The sequence below is a fragment of the Streptomyces nigrescens genome, from assembly GCF_027626975.1.
In the GTDB taxonomy this organism is placed as follows: Bacteria; Actinomycetota; Actinomycetes; order Streptomycetales; family Streptomycetaceae; genus Streptomyces; species Streptomyces nigrescens.
This window is the reverse complement of sequence record NZ_CP114203.1, coordinates 918,390-937,252: the sequence shown is the minus strand read 5'-3', so window position 1 is coordinate 937,252 and position 18,863 is coordinate 918,390. Positions and strand designations below refer to the sequence as shown.

At 69.9% G+C, this 18,863-nt stretch carries 20 protein-coding genes; 16 read left to right on the top strand and 4 right to left on the bottom strand.

The window, feature by feature from the left end:
- Positions 1–128: 128 nt before the first annotated feature.
- From STRNI_RS04350 to STRNI_RS04335, 4 genes are all read left to right on the top strand, one after another.
- Positions 129–317, top strand: a complete 189-nt coding sequence (locus STRNI_RS04350; protein WP_018092486.1) for a hypothetical protein — start codon at positions 129–131, stop codon at positions 315–317.
- A gap of 110 nt (positions 318–427) precedes the next feature.
- On the top strand, positions 428–1,600 hold the full coding sequence (gene tuf, locus STRNI_RS04345; RefSeq protein ID WP_109895044.1) for an elongation factor Tu: 1,173 nt from the start codon (positions 428–430) through the stop codon (positions 1,598–1,600).
- Between the two features lie 169 nt (positions 1,601–1,769).
- Positions 1,770–2,612 carry a patatin-like phospholipase family protein gene (locus STRNI_RS04340; RefSeq protein ID WP_018092488.1) on the top strand — a complete coding sequence of 281 codons (843 nt, stop codon included), beginning with the start codon at positions 1,770–1,772 and terminating at the stop codon, positions 2,610–2,612.
- Between the two features lie 65 nt (positions 2,613–2,677).
- Positions 2,678–3,532: a spermidine synthase gene (locus STRNI_RS04335; RefSeq protein WP_277410571.1), complete on the top strand. Its 855-nt coding sequence runs from the start codon at positions 2,678–2,680 to the stop codon at positions 3,530–3,532.
- A gap of 36 nt (positions 3,533–3,568) precedes the next feature.
- Here the strand turns inward: STRNI_RS04335 and STRNI_RS04330 are convergent, their stop codons facing one another.
- A complete protein-coding gene (locus STRNI_RS04330) occupies positions 3,569–4,936 on the bottom strand; it encodes an MFS transporter (RefSeq protein ID WP_381845576.1) in 1,368 nt (455 codons plus the stop codon).
- 166 nt (positions 4,937–5,102) lie between these two features.
- Here STRNI_RS04330 and STRNI_RS04325 point away from each other — a divergent pair, with 166 nt between their 5' ends.
- Positions 5,103–5,558 (top strand): DUF4442 domain-containing protein, encoded by a 456-nt coding sequence (locus STRNI_RS04325; RefSeq protein WP_018092491.1) that lies wholly within the window; start codon positions 5,103–5,105, stop codon positions 5,556–5,558.
- A 226-nt stretch (positions 5,559–5,784) separates the two neighbouring features.
- The gene (locus STRNI_RS04320; protein WP_018092492.1) at positions 5,785–6,435 is read left to right on the top strand and encodes a DedA family protein; all 651 of its coding nucleotides are present in this window, start codon (positions 5,785–5,787) and stop codon (positions 6,433–6,435) included.
- Positions 6,436–6,567: 132 nt separating this feature from the next.
- On the opposite strand, the gene STRNI_RS04315 is transcribed toward STRNI_RS04320, so the two are convergent.
- Positions 6,568–6,777: a hypothetical protein gene (locus STRNI_RS04315; RefSeq protein ID WP_167540486.1), complete on the bottom strand. Its 210-nt coding sequence runs from the start codon at positions 6,775–6,777 to the stop codon at positions 6,568–6,570.
- Between the two features lie 102 nt (positions 6,778–6,879).
- Complete coding sequence (locus STRNI_RS04310) at positions 6,880–8,934, bottom strand: ATP-binding protein (protein WP_277410570.1); 2,055 nt, start codon at positions 8,932–8,934, stop codon at positions 6,880–6,882.
- Positions 8,935–9,230: 296 nt separating this feature from the next.
- Between STRNI_RS04310 and STRNI_RS04305 the strand changes: the two genes are divergently transcribed.
- The 9 genes from STRNI_RS04305 to STRNI_RS04265 all read left to right on the top strand — a co-directional run bounded on the left by STRNI_RS04305 (position 9,231) and on the right by STRNI_RS04265 (position 17,279).
- Entirely contained in the window at positions 9,231–10,226 is a 996-nt protein-coding gene (locus tag STRNI_RS04305) for an alpha/beta hydrolase (protein ID WP_277410569.1), read from the top strand.
- A 132-nt stretch (positions 10,227–10,358) separates the two neighbouring features.
- A complete protein-coding gene (locus STRNI_RS04300; protein WP_018092496.1) occupies positions 10,359–10,715 on the top strand; it encodes a DUF4333 domain-containing protein in 357 nt (118 codons plus the stop codon).
- A gap of 435 nt (positions 10,716–11,150) precedes the next feature.
- The gene (locus tag STRNI_RS04295; protein ID WP_277410568.1) at positions 11,151–12,395 is read left to right on the top strand and encodes an ATP-binding protein; all 1,245 of its coding nucleotides are present in this window, start codon (positions 11,151–11,153) and stop codon (positions 12,393–12,395) included.
- Positions 12,392–12,805 carry a roadblock/LC7 domain-containing protein gene (locus STRNI_RS04290; protein WP_018092498.1) on the top strand — a complete coding sequence of 138 codons (414 nt, stop codon included), beginning with the start codon at positions 12,392–12,394 and terminating at the stop codon, positions 12,803–12,805. Before STRNI_RS04295 ends, STRNI_RS04290 begins: the two co-directional genes overlap by 4 nt.
- Positions 12,802–13,182 (top strand): DUF742 domain-containing protein, encoded by a 381-nt coding sequence (locus STRNI_RS04285; RefSeq protein ID WP_018092499.1) that lies wholly within the window; start codon positions 12,802–12,804, stop codon positions 13,180–13,182. The genes STRNI_RS04290 and STRNI_RS04285 overlap by 4 nt, the downstream gene beginning before the upstream one ends.
- Entirely contained in the window at positions 13,157–13,747 is a 591-nt protein-coding gene (locus STRNI_RS04280) for a GTP-binding protein (RefSeq protein ID WP_026170135.1), read from the top strand. Before STRNI_RS04285 ends, STRNI_RS04280 begins: the two co-directional genes overlap by 26 nt.
- A gap of 10 nt (positions 13,748–13,757) precedes the next feature.
- A complete protein-coding gene (locus STRNI_RS04275; RefSeq protein WP_277410567.1) occupies positions 13,758–15,122 on the top strand; it encodes a cytochrome P450 in 1,365 nt (454 codons plus the stop codon).
- Positions 15,123–15,254: 132 nt separating this feature from the next.
- Positions 15,255–16,490, top strand: a complete 1,236-nt coding sequence (locus STRNI_RS04270) for a cytochrome P450 (protein WP_277413193.1) — start codon at positions 15,255–15,257, stop codon at positions 16,488–16,490.
- 24 nt (positions 16,491–16,514) lie between these two features.
- The gene (locus STRNI_RS04265) at positions 16,515–17,279 is read left to right on the top strand and encodes an enoyl-CoA hydratase/isomerase family protein (RefSeq protein ID WP_277410566.1); all 765 of its coding nucleotides are present in this window, start codon (positions 16,515–16,517) and stop codon (positions 17,277–17,279) included.
- A gap of 107 nt (positions 17,280–17,386) precedes the next feature.
- Here STRNI_RS04265 and STRNI_RS04260 read toward each other — a convergent pair whose 3' ends face one another.
- A complete protein-coding gene (locus STRNI_RS04260) occupies positions 17,387–17,926 on the bottom strand; it encodes a gamma carbonic anhydrase family protein (protein ID WP_277410565.1) in 540 nt (179 codons plus the stop codon).
- A gap of 143 nt (positions 17,927–18,069) precedes the next feature.
- On the opposite strand from STRNI_RS04260, the gene STRNI_RS04255 reads away from it, so the two are divergent.
- Positions 18,070–18,834, top strand: coding sequence for an acyltransferase (locus tag STRNI_RS04255; protein ID WP_159484453.1), 765 nt, complete (start codon positions 18,070–18,072; stop codon positions 18,832–18,834).
- The last annotated feature ends 29 nt before the right edge of the window (positions 18,835–18,863 follow it).

Genomic DNA, 18,863 nt, shown 5'->3' with positions numbered 1-18,863 from the left:
ATCCGATGACGTGTGTGCCGGGCGATACCACGTCCCGGATGAGGCGGGCCGCCGTGCCGCCGCCGGGCCGCGCCGGAGGCCGGATAAATCGTTCGACGCCGGGGCGGCCGACCGGCACCATATGACGCATGTCCCGGCACGCCTTCCTCGCGCTCCCGTCCGCAGTCGCGGACGCGCCGAAGGCTGCCGTCGACCTCCTCGCGGCCCTCGCCGCAGCGGTCTTCGCACCCGCAGATGCCGCCTCGGCCGCAGCGGCCACCGCTGTCGCCGCAGCCGGCGTCCCGACCGCCGCGGCCACCGACGGCGCACGAAGCTGACCCTCTCCGGATCGTTCCGGCGGACCCCGCAGGGGGAGGGTCGGCCGGGTTCAGGGGTCCCCACGGCGCCAAGTCGCCGTTCTCACCGCATTGTTGCGAGGAAGAACACCATGCCCAAGACGGCATATGTGCGCACCAAGCCGCACCTGAACATCGGCACCATGGGCCACGTCGACCACGGCAAGACCACCCTGACCGCGGCCATCACCAAGGTCCTCAGCGACCGGGGGAGCGGGACGTTCGTGCCGTTCGACCGGATCGACCGGGCCCCGGAGGAGGCCGCCCGCGGCATCACCATCAACATCTCGCATGTCGAGTACGAGACCGGCACCCGGCACTACGCCCATGTCGACATGCCCGGCCACGCCGACTTCATCAAGAACATGGTGACCGGCGCCGCGCAGCTCGACGGCGCGATCCTGGTCGTCTCCGCGCTCGACGGGATCATGCCGCAGACCGCCGAGCATGTGCTGCTCGCCAAGCAGGTGGGCGTCCGGCACATCGTCGTGGCCCTCAACAAGGCCGACGCCGGCGACCCGGAGCTCACCGACCTGGTGGAGCTGGAGGTGCGTGAACTGCTCAGCGCGCACGGCTATGACGGGGATCACGTCCCCGTCATCCGGGTCTCGGGGCTGCGTGCCCTGCAGGGCGACCCGCGCTGGACACAGGCGATCGAGGCGCTGCTGGACGCTGTGGACACCTATGTCCCGACGCCCGAGCGCTATGTCGACGCGCCGTTCCTGCTGCCGGTGGAGAACGTGCTGACCATCACCGGGCGCGGCACGGTCGTCACCGGAGCCGTCGAGCGCGGCACGGTGCGGGTCGGCGACCGGGTCGCGGTGATCGGCGCGGAGACCGAGACGACGGTCACCGGGCTGGAGACGTTCGGCAAGCCCATGGAGTCCGCCGAGGCGGGCGACAATGTCGCGCTGCTGCTGCGCGGTCTGCACCGTGACCAGGTGCGACGCGGGCATGTCGTCGCCGCGCCGGGCAGCGTCACACCGCGGCGCCGCTTCACCGCCGAGGTGTATGTGCTCTCCACCGAGGAGGGCGGCCGCCGGACGCCGCTGTCCACCGGCTACCGGCCGCAGTTCTACCTCCGCACCGCGGACGTGGTCGGCGACCTCGACCTCGGCGAGCGGGGCATCGCCCGTCCCGGCGAGACGGTGACGGTGTCGGTCGAACTGGGCCGGGAGGTGCCGCTGGAGCGGGGTCTGGGCTTCGCCATCCGGGAAGGCGGCCGGACCGTCGGCGCGGGCACGGTGCGCACCGTCGAGGACTGAAACACCGCAGGTCATCAGGCTGCGCCCGGCGCCTCTTCCAGGTGCCGGGCGCAGCTGGCCGCTGTCCCGGCGACGAACGGGGTGCGAGACTGCTCGCCACGGATGACGAGGGCGATCCGGCCGCGCCGTACGGGGCGGCCGGTCGGCCGGGAGGCGAGAGGGAGAGCCCATGGCGGGTACGGCACTGGTCCTGGGCGGCGGCGGGCTCACCGGAATCGGCTGGGAGATCGGCATGCTCGCCGGTCTCGCCGAGGCGGGCATCGACCTCACCGACGCCGATGTCGTCATCGGCACCTCCGCCGGATCGATCGTCGGCGCCCATCTCACCTCCCGGCAGCTGCCCCTGGAGGAGATGTACGAACGCCAGCTCGCCGTACCGGAGGCCCGCTCGGCCGCCCGTATGGGCACGGCCGCCCTGGCCCGGTTCGCGGCCATCGCGCTGCGCTCGCGGGACACGGTCTCCTTCGGCGTACGGATGGGGAAGCTGGCGCTCGCGGCCCGTACCGTCACCGAGGCGGAACAGCGCACGGTGATCGCCCGGACCCTGGGGCTGACCGACTGGCCGGCGCGTCGGCTGGTGGTCACGGCGGTGGACGCGGCGACGGGCGAGCGGACCGCCTTCGACGACACGAGCGGGGTGGGGCTGCTCGACGCGGTGGGCGCGAGCTGCGCGGTCCCCGGCATCTATCCGCCGGTCACCATCGACGGCACCCGCTGGATCGACGGCGGGGTGCACTCCACCGCCAACGCCGATCTGGCCTCCGGATACGGCCGGGTGGTGGTGGTCGCGCCGATGGCGGCCTCCGGCGGGCCGATCGCCGGACCGCGGGCGCAGGGCGAACGGCTGGTGCGCGGAGGCGCCCGGGTGTGTGTGATCACCCCCGACCGCGCGGCCAGGTCGGCGTCCGGCCGTAATGTCCTCGATCCCGCCAAGCGCGCGGACGCGGCCCGTGCGGGGCGCCGTCAGGCAGCCGTGCACGCGGCGGAGATCCGGCGGGTCTGGTCGGACTGACCGGCCGGCCGGTACCCGCGGTGACCGGGGCCGGGGCGCCGGGGCCGCACCGGCACAATGGGACGGTGGACGAAGCACCCGAGCCGATACCCGTCACCCGGACCGTGGACTGCGGCACCGCCAAGCTGCTGCCGGACGTCGACCGGCCCCGCGCCTGGCTGCTGACCGTGGACGGCGCACCGCAGTCGTACGTGGATCTCGACGCGCCCGCGCATCTGGAGTTCGAGTACGTGCGCCGGCTGGCACACGTCCTGGACGAGGCGGCCGAACCGGGGCGGCCGCTGGACGTGCTGCATCTGGGCGGCGGAGCGCTGACCCTGCCGCGCTACCTCGCCGCCACCCGTCCGCGCTCCCGGCAGGACGTCGTCGAGGCCGACCGCGGGCTGCTCGCCCTGGTGACGGAGCAGCTGCCGCTGCCCGAGGACTGCGGGATCACCGTGCATGCCGAGGACGCCCGTACGGTGCTGGAGGCGGCGCCGGAGGACAGCGCCGATGTCATCGTGGCGGATGTCTTCGGCGGGTCGCGGGTGCCGGCCCAGCTCACCTCGGTGGAGTACGCACGGGTCGCCGCGCGGGTGCTGCGGCCGGACGGCTGCTATGCGGCGAACCTCGCGGACAGCGCGCCGTTCGGCTTTCTGCGCGGCCAACTCGCCAATTTCGCCACGGTCTTCGAGCATCTCGCGCTGATCGCCGAGCCCTCGGTGCTGCGCGGCCGCCGCTTCGGCAACGCCGTGCTGCTCGCCTCGCGCGCGCCGCTCCCCGTCGCCGCCCTGGCCCGGCGGACGGCCGGCGACGCCTTTCCGGCCCGGGTCGAGCACGGCACGGCGCTGCGGCGGCTGATCGCGGACGCGGTACCCGTACGCGACGCCGAGGCGGTGGCGTCCCCGGTGCCGCCGGACGGCGCGTTCAGCGTGGGCTGACCCCGGCCCGCTCCGGCGTGGCGGCGCCGCGACCGGTCACTCCGCTCCCGCGGTGTCCGGTGCGGCCGTCTCGGCGGCGGGGGAGGCCGGTGCCCCGGCGGCCGGCTCCGTCTTCGGACGACGCGTCAGACGCCGCACATCGGGCACGCACAGCACGGCCGCCGTCAGCAGCACGATCACCGCCGAACAGCCCCACAGCGCGGCCGTCCGCCCGATGAGGTCCTGTACGGGGCCGGCCAGCGCGGTGGCCGGCGGGACCATGGCCAGCGACCCGAGCCAGTCGTAGGACGAGACCCGGGAGAACTTCTCCTCAGGGATCTCCTGGTGCAGCGCCATCATCCACATCACCGCGAAGACCTCGACCGCGATGCCGGTGCCGAACATGATCGCTGTGAGTCCGGCCACGGGCAGGGGAACGGCGAGCGCGGCGGACGGGAGGGCGAGCGGGAAGACGCACAGCGCACCGGTCAGCAGCATGCGGCGTGGTCTGACCCGGGCCATCAGCAGGGCGCCGCCCACGGTGCCCACACCGAACGCGGCCAGCGCCAGCCCCCAGGGGCCGGGGCCGCCCAGGTGCTGCTCGGCGACCAGGGGCCCGTACACGGCCTCGGCGGCCGACACCACCGCATTGACGAGGGAGAACTGCACCACCACCGCCCACAGCCAGGGCCGGGAGGCGACCTCCCGCCAGCCGTCCCGCAGATCGTGCAGTATCCCGCCGCCGGGGGCCCGCTCGGGGACCCCGCTGACGTCGAGGAAGGCGCGCAGCGCCGCCGCGAGGGCGAAGGCGGCGGAGTCGACGGCCAGCACCCAGCCGGGCCCGACCGCGGCGACCAGCGCGCCGCCCAGCGCCGCGCCGCCGATGTTCGCGCCGTTCATGCCCATGCGGTACACGGCGAAGGCGCGTCCCGCCTGGTCGCCGGAGACGCTGGCGAGCACCATGCCCTCGGAGGCCGGAGCGAAGAACGCCTGCCCGGTGCTGCCGAGCGCGGCCAGCAGCGCCATCTGCCACAGCTGTGGCTCCCCGGCCAGTACGAGCAGCGCGAACAGGCCTTGGGAGACACAGCTGAGGGCGTTCGCCGCGACCATGACGCGATGCCGGGGGAGCCGGTCGGCGACCGCGCCGCCGATCAGCAGGAAGAAGATCAGCGGGATCGTCCGCGCGGCGGCGACCAGGCCGACATCGGTGGCGGAGCCGCCGGCGGCGAGCACCGCGAAGGCGGTCGCGATCAGCGCGCCGGAGCTGCCGAGGTTCGCGATCACCGTGGCGCCGGTGAGCAGCAGATAGTTGCGCCCCGCCCATGGGGGGACGGTCCTCACCACGACCGTACCGGCCGGGAAGGTGCCGTGGCGGACCGCTTCCGGCTCGGGTCGTCCGGCCGGTGCACGGGGTGTGCCGGGCACATCACCCGCCCGTCTCCGCTGTGTTGCTGTCCTGGCCACATGGGCGTCAACGATAAGGCGGGCGGGGCACGGGCGGCACCGGGATATCGCCCGGCGTCCGCCGAAGAGCCGGCCCATGAAGCGGCCGGCTCTTCCCACCTAAGCTACCGCTAGGTAACATGACCTCATGTCCTCCGAGACCCTGCCGTCGATCGGCGAAATGATGGCGGCATCCGTGCCGATGGCCCGCACCCTGAACCTCGACTTCGCCGAGACCACCGCCGAGCGCGCCGTGGTCCGCATGCCCGACCAGCCGGACTTCCACAACCACGTCGGCGGTCCGCACGCCGGTGCGATGTTCACCCTCGCCGAGTCGGCGAGCGGCGCCATCGTGATGGCGGCCTTCGGTGACCAGCTCGGCCGCGCGGTGCCCCTGGCGGTGCGCGCCGAGATCGGCTACAAGAAGCTCGCCATGGGGCCCGTCACCGCCACCGCGGAGCTGGGCCGCCCGGTGGCCGAGGTCGTCGCCGAGCTCGACGCCGGAGAGCGTCCGGAATTCCCCGTGAACATCGCCATCACCCGCGAGGACGGCGCGGTGACCGGCGAGATGAGCATCGTGTGGACCCTGCGCCCCAATAAGTGAGCCGCTCCCCTGTGGGGCTCTCATGGCCCGCCGTGCACCGCGCGGCGGGCCGTCGTCGCGTCCGGGCGCCAGATGTTGCACACCGCACGTGGATTCGGTCTCCGGGCGGCCCGATCGAGTAGGCTTCCCGGGCGCGCTGCGGTGCGCCAGGGGATCGACCGGCGCGACGTCACGGACGCCGGCCACGGCCGCCCACGGGGGCCCTACACCAGCGGAGGAATCGGCGTTGCACATCCAGGAGTGGCTCGAGTCGGTACCGGCCGTGAGCGTGTACCTCCTGGTGGGGGTGGTCATCGGACTGGAGAGCCTGGGTATTCCGCTGCCCGGCGAGATCGTCCTCGTCAGTGCGGCGATTCTCGCGGCGACCCAGGACCACATCAATCCGTACGTGCTGGGTGCCTGTGCCACCGCCGGCGCGATCATCGGTGACTCCATCGGGTATCTGATCGGACGCAAGGGGGGCCAGCCCCTGTTGCAGTGGGCCGGCCGCAAGTTCCCCAAGCACTTCGGCCCCGACCATGTCGCGATGGCCGAGGCGAAGTTCGACAAGTGGGGTATGTGGGCGGTCTTCTTCGGCCGTTTCGTCGCACTGCTGCGCATCTTCGCCGGACCGCTCGCCGGTGTCCTGAAGATGCCGTACTGGAAGTTCCTGATCGCCAACGTCCTCGGCGGCATCGTCTGGGCCGGCGGTACGACCGCGCTGATCTACAGCGTCGGCATCGTCGCCGAGTCCTGGCTCAAGCGCTTCTCCTGGCTCGGACTGGTCGCCGCCCTGCTGTTCGGCGTCGGCTCCTTCATCCTCATGAAGCACCGGGCGAAGAAGGCCGCCGCCGCGCGCGAGGTGGAGGAGAGCCCGGTCGTCGCGACGGTCGACTGACCGCGCGCCACTTCATACGGCGTGTACCCGTGAGCCCCAACTGCCCCTGAACGCGGGCGGTTGGGGCTCACGGGCTATGTAACTCGACCACAGGTCAGGGTCGTTCGGGCCGGTCGCGGCGCGATGTCCGCCTCAGGTCATCAGCCAGACGTCGGGTCCGCCGTCCCGCCATTCGAAGAGGCCGGTGTCGTCCCACACGAAGGTCGTGGTGCAGAAACCGGCCCGGCGCAGGATCGCGGCCACGTCACCAGGGCGCAGCGCTCGTCCCAGATCCTGTCCGTAGAGCGTCACACGGCGACCGCCTGTACAGGGCGGATGCACGATCACGGGGGCACGCTTCATATCCCCAGCATGCGACCGGCCCGCCGCCCCCGCATCCCGAGCGCGAGCGGTCCGTCACACAGCGTGGCTATCCATTGGGGCGGCCACCGGCCGCCCCGGCCCTCAAGGCCCCGCCCGCAGGCGTGAGAAGAACGGCTGCGGCGGGACGTCCGGCCCGCCGGGCCGCCACCACGGGTCCTCCTCGTCACGGTCCGGCAGCGGCTCACCGCCGCGCACCTCATGTCGCAGACCGGCCAGCATGTGGTGGGCGCCGGCGATGAACAGCGGGTCACCGATGAGCTCTTTGGCCGCCAGTGCCGTACGGCAGGCCCGCAGTGCCGCCGCCGGCTCCCCATGGACGCGCTCGGTCGCCGCACAGGCATAGAGGACCGTCGAGTACAGCCAGAAATCGCCGTCCGAGTGCCGGGCCTCCCAGGCACGACGGGCCGCCGCCCGGGCCCGCTCCGCGTCGAGCGACGACAGGGCGACGGCGAGCAGTGCCCAGCTGTGGGCGGGCCCCGGCCCGAACCACGGATCCCTGGAGCGGTGCCGGGCCGCCTCCTCCAGACAGGCCACCGCCGCCGCGGTGTCCCCGCGGTACAGCGCCAGTACGCCGTGCGCATGCGCGATACGGGCCAGCCCGTCGGAGTCCGCGTGCATCACGGCCGCCGTCCAGGCCTGGTCGAGCAGTGCCTCCGCGGCGCCGGGCGCATGCTCCTGCGCCGCGAGATAGCCGGCCAGCCACAGCGCCCGGGCCCGCAGCGCGGTGTCGTCCCGGGAGAGCAGCAGCAGCCGGTCCAGATGCGCCCGCCCCTCGCGGCGGAAGCCACAGGCCGCCCAGTGGAACCACAGCGACACCGCGATCTCCAGTGCGCCGAGCGCATCCTCCGCGTCTTGCGGGGGCCGGGTCAGCGCCGCGTCGAGGTTGGCCTGTTCGTCCTCCACCAGGCGCACGGCGACCTGCTGATTCGGTCCCTGCCAGGCGATCTGGGCCTCGGCCGCGAGCGCCGCACAGGCCTGCCGGAACCGTCGCAGCGCCGCGGACTCCTCGCCCGCCTCGCGCAGCTGTGTCCGTCCGAAGTCGCGGGCCGCGCGGGGGAGTCGGTAGCGCGGTGGCAGCGCCGCCCCGGTGTCGTCCTGCGCGCCGCCGGCGTCCCGTACGCGCTCGATGACCGAGGCGGTGAGGAGCCGTTCCAGCGCACCCTCGACCGCTGCCGCAGGAACGTCACAGCTGGTGCAGACACAACCGGCGAGCCAGGGATCGAAATCGCCGGGCAGCACCGAGAGCCTCGCCCAGACCCGCCGGTCGGTGGGCGAGCAGAGGGCGTAGCCCGCGGCCTGCGCGGCGTAGAGCGAGGTGTGCCGTACGGTCGCCGCCGGCCCGGACCAGAACAGCGGACCGTCCGACCCCACCTGCGCCGCGAGCTGCGGCAACGACATCCGGTCCAACTGCTGCGCGGCCAGCGCGATCGCCAGCGGCGAGCCCTCCAGCGCCTGGCACACGGCGACCAGGAGCTCCGGTGCGGCGGCTCCGGTCCGTGCGGCCAGCAGCTCGACGGCCGGCCCGGCGATCCCCTCGCCCAGCGTCACCGGAAGCGGTGCGATCTCGACGATCCGCTCCTCGGGCAGCCCGAGGACACCGCGTGCGGTCGCCACGATGCGCAGCGACGGATCGGCCCGCAGCAGTTGCCGCACGAGCTGTGCGCACTCGTCGCGCAGCGGGTCGCAGTCGTCCAGCAGCACGGTCGCGCGAGACTGCCGGCAGTGTGCGGCGAGCGCGGCAATCGCCGTATCGTCCGCCGGAGAAGGCCCTGTTGGGGTATCCGTCCGCCCCGTCCGGCCGCACACCGGTTCGCCGACGCAGGACGGGGCGGTCCGCCGGACGAGGGCCGTCGCGGTGTCCCGGCGGGCGCTGTCCGCCGACTGTGCCGCCCGCAGCAGCGTCGCCGGCAGCCCGCCCTCGGCCGGACCGTCCCAGCAGCCGACCCGGAGGATCGTGCCGTCGTGCCGGGCGGTGTGCTCCTCCAAAACGGCGTGGGCCAGCATGCTCTTGCCCACTCCCGCGGGTCCGGTCAGCGTCACGAGTGGCGCGCTGCCCAGCAGCCCGGACACCAGCTCATGCTCAACGGCCCGTCCCACTACGCCGGGCAGTGGCCGGCGGTCGACCCTCGCGGTCATCGGTCATCCCCAACCACGGCACAGCGCCGCGCCCTTCGGAATTGGGAACCAACCTTGCCAGAACCGACCGTCCGGTAAACAACCCGTGGCCTCATCGAACGAGGGAAACACGGCCGGTGTACTTGACGTGCAGGGACGTCTCCGTGCGGAGCCGGGAGCACGGACCACCAGGTCAGCGTGGCCGGGGTCGGGATCGGGGGCACTGCGGACGATCTTAAAGTGGTGTCTTTCGACCGGTGACGCGGTGGCAGCGTGGCTGCCCGCGGCCGGTCCAAGTAACCGAGGAGAACGTCCCGATGAAGTGCCTGCGTGTCCGCGCTGCGGTGAGTGTGGTGGCTCTGGGGCTGCTGGCCGGTTGCGGCGACGGCAGGGACTTCGTGGACGCGTCGAGCGTGCCGCGGCTGCCGGCCCATGCCGCGGACGCCCTCAACGGACAGCCCCGGGTGGTGCCGCCCCGCGGACCGCGCTCGTCCTTCACGACGTTCCGTACGACCGGGGAGGACGGCACCCGGGTCGTGACGACGAAGTGGCACGGCCGCAAGTCCGGTTTCACCGGCGATATATGGGCCTGGGTGCCGCCCCAGTACCACCAGGCGCGGTACGCGGAGAGCGGCTTCCCGGTGCTGATCGCGCTGCCCGGCGCCTACGGGTATCCGTTCAACTACTGGGCCGGGGAGGCCTTCGCGCTGGAGGAGCGGATCGCGGAGTGGTCGCGGCAGGGCAAGACGTTGCCGTTCATCGTCGTGATGCCGGTGCTCAATCCGGGCAGGACGTACTACGACGGCAGCGACATCCCGGGGCAGCCCAAGATGGGCACCTGGCTGACCGAGGACGTACCGGACTTCGCGCGGGCCAACTTCCGTACGTACGACAGCCGTGACGGCTGGGCCTTCATGGGGTCCTCGTCCGGAGGCTTCGCCGCGCTGAAGGCCGTCCTGAAGGAGTCGCAGAAGTTCAAGGCGGCCGTCGTCAACGGCCCTGATACCGCGCCGGATTCACCGCTGTGGCAGGGACATCCGGCCGCGATGCGCGCCAATGACCCACGCCACCTGGCGCGGCAGCTGGCCGCCCGCAACGGCCTGCCGGTCCATCTCGCCTTCGAGCTCGGCAGCAGGGAGGCGGCGGTGCCCGATGTGAAGCGCTTCATCAGGGACTACACCGGCGGGCCGGTCCACGCCACGCTCTTCGAGATACCGGACGGCGTGCACAGCGGGCACACCTACATCCAGCGGATGGCCGACTCGCTGCACTGGATCAGCGCGCAGATGCAGGGCCCCGTACCGTCCGTGTGACACACCGTCGCCTGGCCGGACGCACCACAGGGGGGCTCCTGTTGCCGAAACCGGGCCACCGGCAAGAATTGTCCGTGACCCGGCACGGTGGGCACGGCCGGTGTCCGATGTGTGCCCATGGGAAGGAGAACTGTGCGGAATCTGCGAGCTGTCGGCCTGGTGCTGGCCGGTACGGCTCTGCTGGCAGGGAGCCTCACGGCGGGCAGCCGGTGGCTGACGGACCGGGACACGACCAGCGAGGTGGACGGGGTGTCCGACACCGTTCCGCGCGACGAGGTCGCCCGCTCGATCTCGGGCCATCTGTCGCTGCCGGTGATCCCCAGGGGACCGCGCTCGGTCGACTGCGCGAAGGACCTGCGTGCCGTCAAGGGGGCCCGGACCCGCTGTACGGCCCACTACCTGCGGGGGACCGACCGGGACATGACCGTGCGGGTCGTCCGGGTCCGCGGCGGCGAGATCACCTATGTCCATGACGCGCCACATCGCTGATCTTTGCTGACGCTCCTGCGCGTTGCGTTCGCTATGTCGCGGGGCCGTGCATCAACGGTCCGTCAGGATGCGGTCCGTCCGGTTGCGCCGCCAGGACCGGCATCAACGCCCAATGGCCCCAAAGGGGGCCTTTGTTGAATCTGCTTCAGTTGCAGCAACTGTTCAGATCGCCGTTGGACGACGGGTGTTGCTGTGATGCTAAGATCATCGCACTTGCCAACCGGGTAGTCACCTGCTAAGGCAAGAAAGAAATTCCGCGCATTGGCCTAAGAAAACCGCCACCCCGGGGAGAACTATGCCATTAGCCGGCCCTTCGATGGCTTTCTGGCAGGCGACTGTGCGCGGCCGTATACGTATGTCTGGGACCGCGAATGATTCTCTACGCCGCAGCCAGACATACGACACCTGGTGGCTCCGTCGTCCGAAGAGAGTCTTATGACGCAATACTTCCAGGATCCAGCGTTCTGGGGATTGATCGCTGGTACCCCTGTTGCCGCAACCGCGATTATTCGCGGCAGAATGAAGATCACGGAGCTTCGAAAAGAGAAGGTCGAGCTCAAGCAGCACTACGCTAATCTTGAAGATCACTACACGCAGGCCGTCGAGGAGGCCAAGGACCGGGCCGAAGAGGCCACCAAGACCACGCTGAAGGCCGCCATGCGGACCCTTCAGGGTCTGGCGAGTGAACAGCAGCTGGCGATTTCCAAGCTGCAGGAGACATACGGCGAGCACAAGATCCTTCAGGATCTGCTCGACATCGACCACATGAATTCGCAGTTCGCGCGGCGGGCCCAGTCCATCGCCGTGCTCTGTGACGGCTGGCTCGGCCGGCGGCGGAACAACGCCTCGCTCTACGATGTGGTCCGCAGCGCGAAGGGCCGTATTCGCCATTTCACGCGCGTCGAGATCCGGTCGCAGAGTAATTTCGCCATCGTGAGCCGCGCCGTGGAACCGGTGGCGCTGGTGCTTGCCGAACTGCTGGACAACGCCACCAGCTATTCGGCACCGGAAACGATGATCGAGATCAATATCCGGCCGGTGCCCAAGGGCGTCTGCATCGTCGTCGACGACGCCGGTGTCGGTATGAACGAGGAGGAGAAGGCGCGAGCCGCCCAGCTGCTGTCGAGTGAGAATTCGGCCAGTGTCTCCAGCCTCGGTAACCCGCCGCAGTTCGGATTCACCGTCATGGGTGTGCTCGCCGCCCGCTACGGATTCAGCGTGTCGGTGGATTCCACCTCTCCCTACGGTGGCGTGCGCGCGGTCGTCCTGCTCCCCGACGATCTACTGACGTCTCTGCACGAGCCCGAGGAGAGTCCTGCCGTGGCCGCGTCCGCTCCGTTGCCGCCTGAGAACCCTCCTGGTCAACCGGCTTATGGAACCCCGGAACCGCCCGTTCCCGGCTACCCGGCGGCCGGCTACCCCGCTCCCGGCCCGGCGCCCCTGGGGCAGCCGGCCGACCCCCGCCCGGTTCCCGAGACGACGGCCGGCGGTCTGCCGAAGCGGCGCCGCCGCGGTGCGATTTCCATTGTGCCGACCGATGCGCCGACCGAATCCGAGAGCACGGAAACCCCGGCCCGCGACAGCGCAAGGGCGGCGTCCGTCATGGGCGCATTCCAGCGCGGCACGCAATCCGGCCGCCGTTCCACCAATGCAAGCAATGAAGGGCCTGAGGTTCAGTGAACTACGATCTGTCGTGGATGCTTGACAGTGCTCTGGAATTGCCCGAAGCGCAGCATGCCATCCTCGTCTCCGCCGACGGTCTGCTCATGGCCCGTTCGAAGGAAGTCGGCCGGGACCACGCCGATACCGTCGCCGCCGCCATGAGCGGAATGCAGTCGCTGAGCCGTACGGTCGCCGATTTCTGCCACGGTGGTGCGGCCGCCAACCGGCCGCAATGGCGGCAGACGCTGGTCGAGTTCGACCATGGCTGGGTCTTTCTTATCTCGGCCGGTGAAGGCGCCTATCTCGCGGTATCGGCGTCGCCCGATGTCGACATGGCAGAGATTACGTTCCGTATGCAACAGCTGGTGGGCCAGCTGGGTAAGGCACTGACCAGTCCGCCGCGAGAGAGGGCTGATATCCAGCCATGACAACCGACGACGAGCCGGAGCTGGAACACGAAGCAGCGGAATTAGTACGGCCGTACGTCATCACCAACGGCCGCGATCTTCTTGACGGCGATGAATTCTCACTCATCACCCTGGTCACCGTGCAGGCGGATCCGCCTCGTACGAAACCCCTCGATCCGGAGAAGCTCAGCCTGCTGGAGCTGTGTTCGGGGGGATTCCTCTCGATCGCCGAGATAGCCGGGCACACCCAGCTGCCGGTGGGTGTCGTCAAGATTCTGGTGTCCGATCTCGCGCAGGAGGGGTTTCTCTACTCTCGTGCGCCCATACCTAGCGCTCAGCTTGTCGACCGGCAAATCCTAGAGGAGGTGCTGAATGGGCTCCAGGCTCGCTTTGGATGACGGCGTTTACCTGCGCAATTCAGTGCAGACCGCGGCAAAGATCCTCGTGGTCGGACACTTCGCCGTGGGAAAGACGACATTCATCGGGACCATGTCCGAGATTCCGCCGCTGCGGACCGAAGAGGTAATGACCCAGGCGGGTGCCGGAATTGACGACCCGAAAGGTGCGCCGAACAAGACCACGACCACGGTCGCCATGGACTTCGGCCGGCTCACGCTCAGCGAGAAGCTGGTCCTCTATCTGTTCGGAACGCCCGGCCAGCAGCGCTTCGTTCAGGTGTGGGAAGACATGACGCGGGGTGCGCTCGGGGCGCTGGTCCTGGTCGACCCCGAGCGGCTCGACGAGTCCTTCCCTGTCATGGACCTGGTGGAACACTATGGAATCCCCTACGCCATCGCCGTGAACCGCTTCGACGGGACGCCCGCGCACTCGCTCGACGAGATCCGGGAAGCACTGGACCTGCTTCCTGAGACACCAGTGGTGAGCTGTGACGCACGGGACCAACGTTCCTCAGCGGATTCACTGATCGCGCTCGTCCGATATCTCCAGTCCCGCCTCAACTAGGAGTTCAGGCATGCAATCTCACTCGGAATTCCAGAGCCCACCGCCCGGCTGCCCCGCGCACGCCGGTGGCCAACGGACTCCCCTGCACGGGGCTGAATTCGCCGCCGCTCCGGAGGCCTTCTACGAGACCCTGCGGCAGCACGGACCCAGCGCGCCGGTCGAGCTCGCTCCCGGAGTGGAGGCCGAACTCGTCACGGACTACGCCGCGGCGCTCCATGTGCTGCAGAATCCGGATACCTTTGCGCGGGATTCCCGCCGTTGGCGTGCGCTGAACGAGGGGCGCGTGCCGTTGGACAGCCCCGTGCTGCCGATGATGATGTACCGGCCGAATTGCCTGTTCTCCGATGGCGCCGACCACATGAGGCTGCGTCAGTCGGTCACGGCCAGCCTCGGCCGCGTGGACACTCACCGGCTGAGTCGTCATGTCGACCGCGTCGCCGCCTACCTCATCAGCCAGTTCAGCAGCCGCGGCCGCGTGGATCTGGTCGCCGATTACGCCCAGTTGCTGCCGCTGCTGGTCTTCAACGACCTCTTCGGCTGCCCCGCCGAGATCGGTGACCGCCTGGTCTTCGGCATATCCGGCATTTTTGACGGGGTCGACGCGGAGAAGGCGAACGAGGTCCTCACCGAAGCGCTGCTGGAGCTGGTGGCACTCAAACGGCGGTCGCCGGGCGAGGACATCACCTCCTGGCTGATGGAGCACCCCTCCGGACTCTCCGACGAGGAGATGGTCCATCAGCTCGTCACCCTCATCGCGGCGGGAACGGAGCCCACGCAGAACATCATCGCCAGCGCGCTGCGGCTGCTGCTGACCGACGAGAAGTACGCGAGCGATCAGAACGCGGCCGGACTGCTGGTCGACGATGCCATCAACGATGTGCTGTGGAACAGCGCTCCGATAGCCAATTACGGTGTGCACTACCCCGTGCACGACGTGGAGCTCGGGGGAGCCAAGCTGCCGGCCGGTGACCCCGTGGTCATCAGTTTCGCGGCCGCCAACACCGACCCGCATCTTTCGACGGGCCGTCAGCTGCTGAGCAAGCGGGCACATCTCGCCTGGGGAGCGGGCCCGCACGCCTGCCCCGCCAAGGATCCCGCCCTGCTGGTTTCCGTCCTGGCCATCGAGAAACTGCTCAACACCCTGCCGGACATCGAACTGGCCCTGCCCGCGGAAAGCCTGACGTGGCGGCCGGGCCCGTTCCACCGGGCGCTGGAAGTCCTGCCCGCCCGCTTCACCCCGGTACGCCCCGAGCGGCGTGCATCCCCTGTTTCGGCAACGGGTCGCCAAATGGCGGAAAATACCCCTGGACGGGACGGGAATGGGGCACAACGGGGTAAGTGGTGGAGCTCGTTCCTCTCCTGGTGGAAGGTGTGATTTTCGCGACAGGAATTCACTTTCCGCGGGGCATAAACCTTCAATCCATGGGGTAGTCAGGGTTGGTCATCCTGGCTTGATGCATTGAATGAAGGAGTCCTCGCAGTGGAATCCGCCACGGTTGCCCCGCCAATGGTTCCGTCCGTCGACCGACGCTCCGTGATAAGGCTCTTCTCCCGCCTGCGCACACCGGACGGCCAAGCGAATCCACTGCCTTACTACACGGAACTCCGAACGATGGGAGATATTGTTCCGGCACCTTGGGGCGGCCATCTGGTGACCTCTTTCGGCCTGTGTGACCATGTGTTGCGCAACAGGTCATGGCTGGTGCCGGACAGTGGCTGGCGGGCCAGACAGGGCGAGGCGACCCGTTGGATGGCGTCGTCTTCGCAGGAAATGGCCAGCACGCTTCCCGGGCTCAATCCGCCGCACCACACGCGGGCCAGGCGGTCGATGGGCAGTATGTTCGGCCGCAATGCCATGGAGGACATCAAGAATTCTGTCGAGCGCAATACCGAGGAGTTGCTCGACCGCCTCGCGGAAAGACTGAAGGACGGCGAGGCGGATTTCGGTGCCCTTGTCAGCGAAGAATTGCCGGTGCTGACGATAGGGGAGTGGCTCGGTTTGCCGACCGCGGATTATGCGCTGCTGCGGTCGCTCACCCATGATCAGGTATTCGCCCAGGAATTGCTGCCGTCGGCGAGTCAACTCGCGAAGTCGGACGCCGCAACCCGGAATCTGCGTGAGTATTTCATTGCCTTGGTGCGGGAACGCCGCCGTGCTCCCGGTGATGACCCGATCTCGGCGTGGATAAGGACCTGGGACGAACTCGAACCACATCAGGATGCCGCGGACGAGGCCGTCTACCGACTCGCCCTGTTCGTGGTTCTGGCGGCGTTGGAGACCACCTCGAACCTGCTGTCCACCATGGTGTGGCTGATCGCTGAACACCCCCGTCAGAGAGGGTGGTTGCGGGCGTATCCGGAATACATACCGGGGGCCGTCGAAGAGGTCCTGCGCTACGACTCCCCGACGCATGTGGTGAGCCGGATCGCCGGAGAGGACACCACTCTCGCGGGCGTCCCCGTGGAGAAGGACCAGATGGTGCACCTCATGGTCGGCGCCGCCAACCACGATCCCGCGCACCACGCCGATCCCGGGCTCTTCGACGTCCGCCGCAAGGCCACCCATCTCAGCTTCAGCGGCGGCATCCACTACTGCCTCGGTGCCGCGCTGGCCCGGCTGGAAGCGACGACGCTGCTGACCGGCGTGCTCCGGCGGTTCCCCGCCCTGCGGTGCGGGACCCCCGACTGGGCGCCGCGGGTGGCCTTCCGGCGGCTCATGACGCTGCCCGTGGTCGAGTCCTGACAGCGTTGAGGTAGGAAGAGCGTCGTGATCGATAACTTCAAGACCCTTGCTGTCGCCCACCAGGGCCCCTTGCTCAACATCCAGTTGAACAGCCCGGACACCGGTAACGCGCTCTGTGAGCCGATGCTCGACGAACTCCTGACTGTACTGGGGGCGTTGCACGACCGGCCCGAGATACGGGTGGTGATCCTCTCCGGCGCGGGAGCGGATTTCTGCCTGGGCGGAGACCGCCGGGAGTTCGCCGAGTCCCTCGCCGCGGATGGCACCGGAACGGCCCTTCGTGCCATGGGGAACAAGGCGCGGCGGGTGTGTGAAGCGCTCGCGGCCACCAGCGCGGTCACCATCGCCCGGCTGCACGGCGGAGTGATCGGCGCGGGCATCGCGCTCGCGGTGTTCTGCGATCTGCGAGCCGGTGCGCACAGCTGCCGCTTCCGGCTGCCGGAGCTCGCCCTGGGCATGCCACCCGCCTGGGGAGGCGTGCTGCCACGCCTGCTGAACGAGTGCGGAGCCGCCAGGATCCGCGAGCTGATCCTGACCGGGGAGAGCTTCGACGCGGCGAAGGCGGCCGAGCTCGACCTGCTCCACAAGGCCGTTCCGGAGGACGAACTGGACGAGGTGATCGCGCGGTGGACCAGACCGCTGGTCCGCAGATCTCCGGCGGCCCTGCGGACCGCCAAGGTCATGATGAATGCCTACGCGAGCGCCAACCGCCTGGCGGACGCCACCCTTTTCGACGCGGAGCTGCTGACCACGGTGCTGGCGGCCGCCGGGCCGAAACCGCTCGGCTGACGTGGCGCCAGGGGGAGGCGACGCAGGAATGGGTGCGGTGCCGGACCACACCGCACCCGCCGGACTCCGTCCGACCGCACGCTGTGCCGCGCGGCCGGCGTCCGGACTCAGCCCTTGGCGTCCGGTACGTCCTCCCGGTGCCGTGCCGCCAGCTCCAGATACATCACGGCATTGAGCTTGATGGTCTCGCGCTCCTCGGCGGTCAGCTGCCGCTTGACCTTCGCCGGCACCCCGGCGACCAGCGAGCCGGGCGGAACCTGCATGCCCTGGGGGACCAGCGCCTGCGCGGCGACCAGCGAGCCCTCGCCGATGTGCGCCCCGTTCAGCACCGTGGCACCCATACCGATCAGGACATCGTCCTCGACGGTGCAGCCGTGCAGCACCGCGTTGTGCCCGACCGAGACCCGCTCGCCGACGGTCACCGGGAAGCCGGGATCCACATGCACCGTGCAGTTGTCCTGGATGTTGCTGTCGGCGCCGAGCACGATCGGGCCGCAGTCCGCGCGCAGCACCGTGTGGTACCAGACGCTGGCTCCCGGACCCATCGTGACCTCGCCGAGCACGACGGACGTCGGGGCGGTGAACGCCTTCTGATCGACCCTCGGTTCCTTACCGCCCACCGGTGAAATCAATGCCCGTTCCGTCATCCTGGATCTCCTCACCGTTCTGCTGCCGCGCCAACAGCACCGTAGACGACGGGCACGGCACCGGGCGGGGCCGGCCGCCGGTGGGGCGAAGATCACAGCCCGGCGCGCGAGCCGCCGCCGGGCAGGCTGAGTACGGTGTCCGAGTGCCGATAAACCAGAACGTGTTCTCGTCTGTCGCGGCCTGGCGGCGCCGGGCCGTATCGCGCGTCGTCCACCGCGGCGCGCGCTGGGTGCGCGAGGCCGCGGCCGTGACGGCCGAGCGGCCGGGACCGTACCGCTTCCGCCGGATCGGCACCGGCACCCGGCTCGCCTTCCCGCAGGGCACGGTCTTCGGCGACCCGTGGATCGAGCTCGGGGAGCACTGCATCATCGCCCAGGACGTGACGATGACGGCGGGCATGATGCCGGACCTCGATCTCGGCCCGGAGCCGATCCTCACGCTGGGAAACGGTGTGGTGCTGGGCCGCGGAAGCCATGTGATCGCGGATGTCCGGCTGACGATCGGCGATGACTGCTTCTTCGGCCCCGGCGTCTATGTCACCACCACCAACCACAGCTATGACGATCCCGAGGTGCCGGTCGGCAAGCAGTGGCCGCGCAGCGACCCGGTCGCCATCGGCCCCGGCGGCTGGATCGGGACCGGTGCGGTGATCCTGCCCGGGGCGCGGCTGGGCCGGAACGTGGTGGTCGCGGCCGGTGCCGTGGTCCGCGGTGAGGTCCCCGACCACGCGGTGGTCGCCGGCGCGCCCGCCAGGATCGTCCGCCGCTGGGACCCCCGGCAGGGCTGGCAGCCGCCGCTGCGCACACCGGCGCCGGTGCCGATCCCCGAGGGCGTCACCCCAGAGCAGCTGGTCGCGCTGGAGGCATGGCAGGCGGAGGAGGCCGGGGAGGCGTACGAGACGTCCTGAGCCGGTGTCAGGTGCGCCGTACCGCTGCC

Excerpts from the sequence above, each read along its gene's own strand:
- STRNI_RS04305 (WP_277410569.1), top strand. The coding sequence starts at position 9,231 with ATGAAGTGCCTGCGTGTCCGCGCTGCGGTGAGTGTGGTGGCTCTGGGG.
- tuf (WP_109895044.1), top strand. The coding sequence starts at position 428 with ATGCCCAAGACGGCATATGTGCGCACCAAGCCGCACCTGAACATCGGC.
- STRNI_RS04260 (WP_277410565.1), bottom strand. The coding sequence starts at position 17,926 with ATGACGGAACGGGCATTGATTTCACCGGTGGGCGGTAAGGAACCGAGG.
- STRNI_RS04340 (WP_018092488.1), top strand. The coding sequence starts at position 1,770 with ATGGCGGGTACGGCACTGGTCCTGGGCGGCGGCGGGCTCACCGGAATC.
- STRNI_RS04350 (WP_018092486.1), top strand. The coding sequence starts at position 129 with ATGTCCCGGCACGCCTTCCTCGCGCTCCCGTCCGCAGTCGCGGACGCG.
- STRNI_RS04315 (WP_167540486.1), bottom strand. The coding sequence starts at position 6,777 with ATGAAGCGTGCCCCCGTGATCGTGCATCCGCCCTGTACAGGCGGTCGC.
- STRNI_RS04270 (WP_277413193.1), top strand. The coding sequence starts at position 15,255 with ATGGTTCCGTCCGTCGACCGACGCTCCGTGATAAGGCTCTTCTCCCGC.
- STRNI_RS04275 (WP_277410567.1), top strand. The coding sequence starts at position 13,758 with ATGCAATCTCACTCGGAATTCCAGAGCCCACCGCCCGGCTGCCCCGCG.
- STRNI_RS04325 (WP_018092491.1), top strand. The coding sequence starts at position 5,103 with ATGTCCTCCGAGACCCTGCCGTCGATCGGCGAAATGATGGCGGCATCC.
- STRNI_RS04280 (WP_026170135.1), top strand. The coding sequence starts at position 13,157 with ATGGGCTCCAGGCTCGCTTTGGATGACGGCGTTTACCTGCGCAATTCA.
- STRNI_RS04295 (WP_277410568.1), top strand. The coding sequence starts at position 11,151 with ATGACGCAATACTTCCAGGATCCAGCGTTCTGGGGATTGATCGCTGGT.
- STRNI_RS04310 (WP_277410570.1), bottom strand. The coding sequence starts at position 8,934 with ATGACCGCGAGGGTCGACCGCCGGCCACTGCCCGGCGTAGTGGGACGG.
- STRNI_RS04285 (WP_018092499.1), top strand. The coding sequence starts at position 12,802 with ATGACAACCGACGACGAGCCGGAGCTGGAACACGAAGCAGCGGAATTA.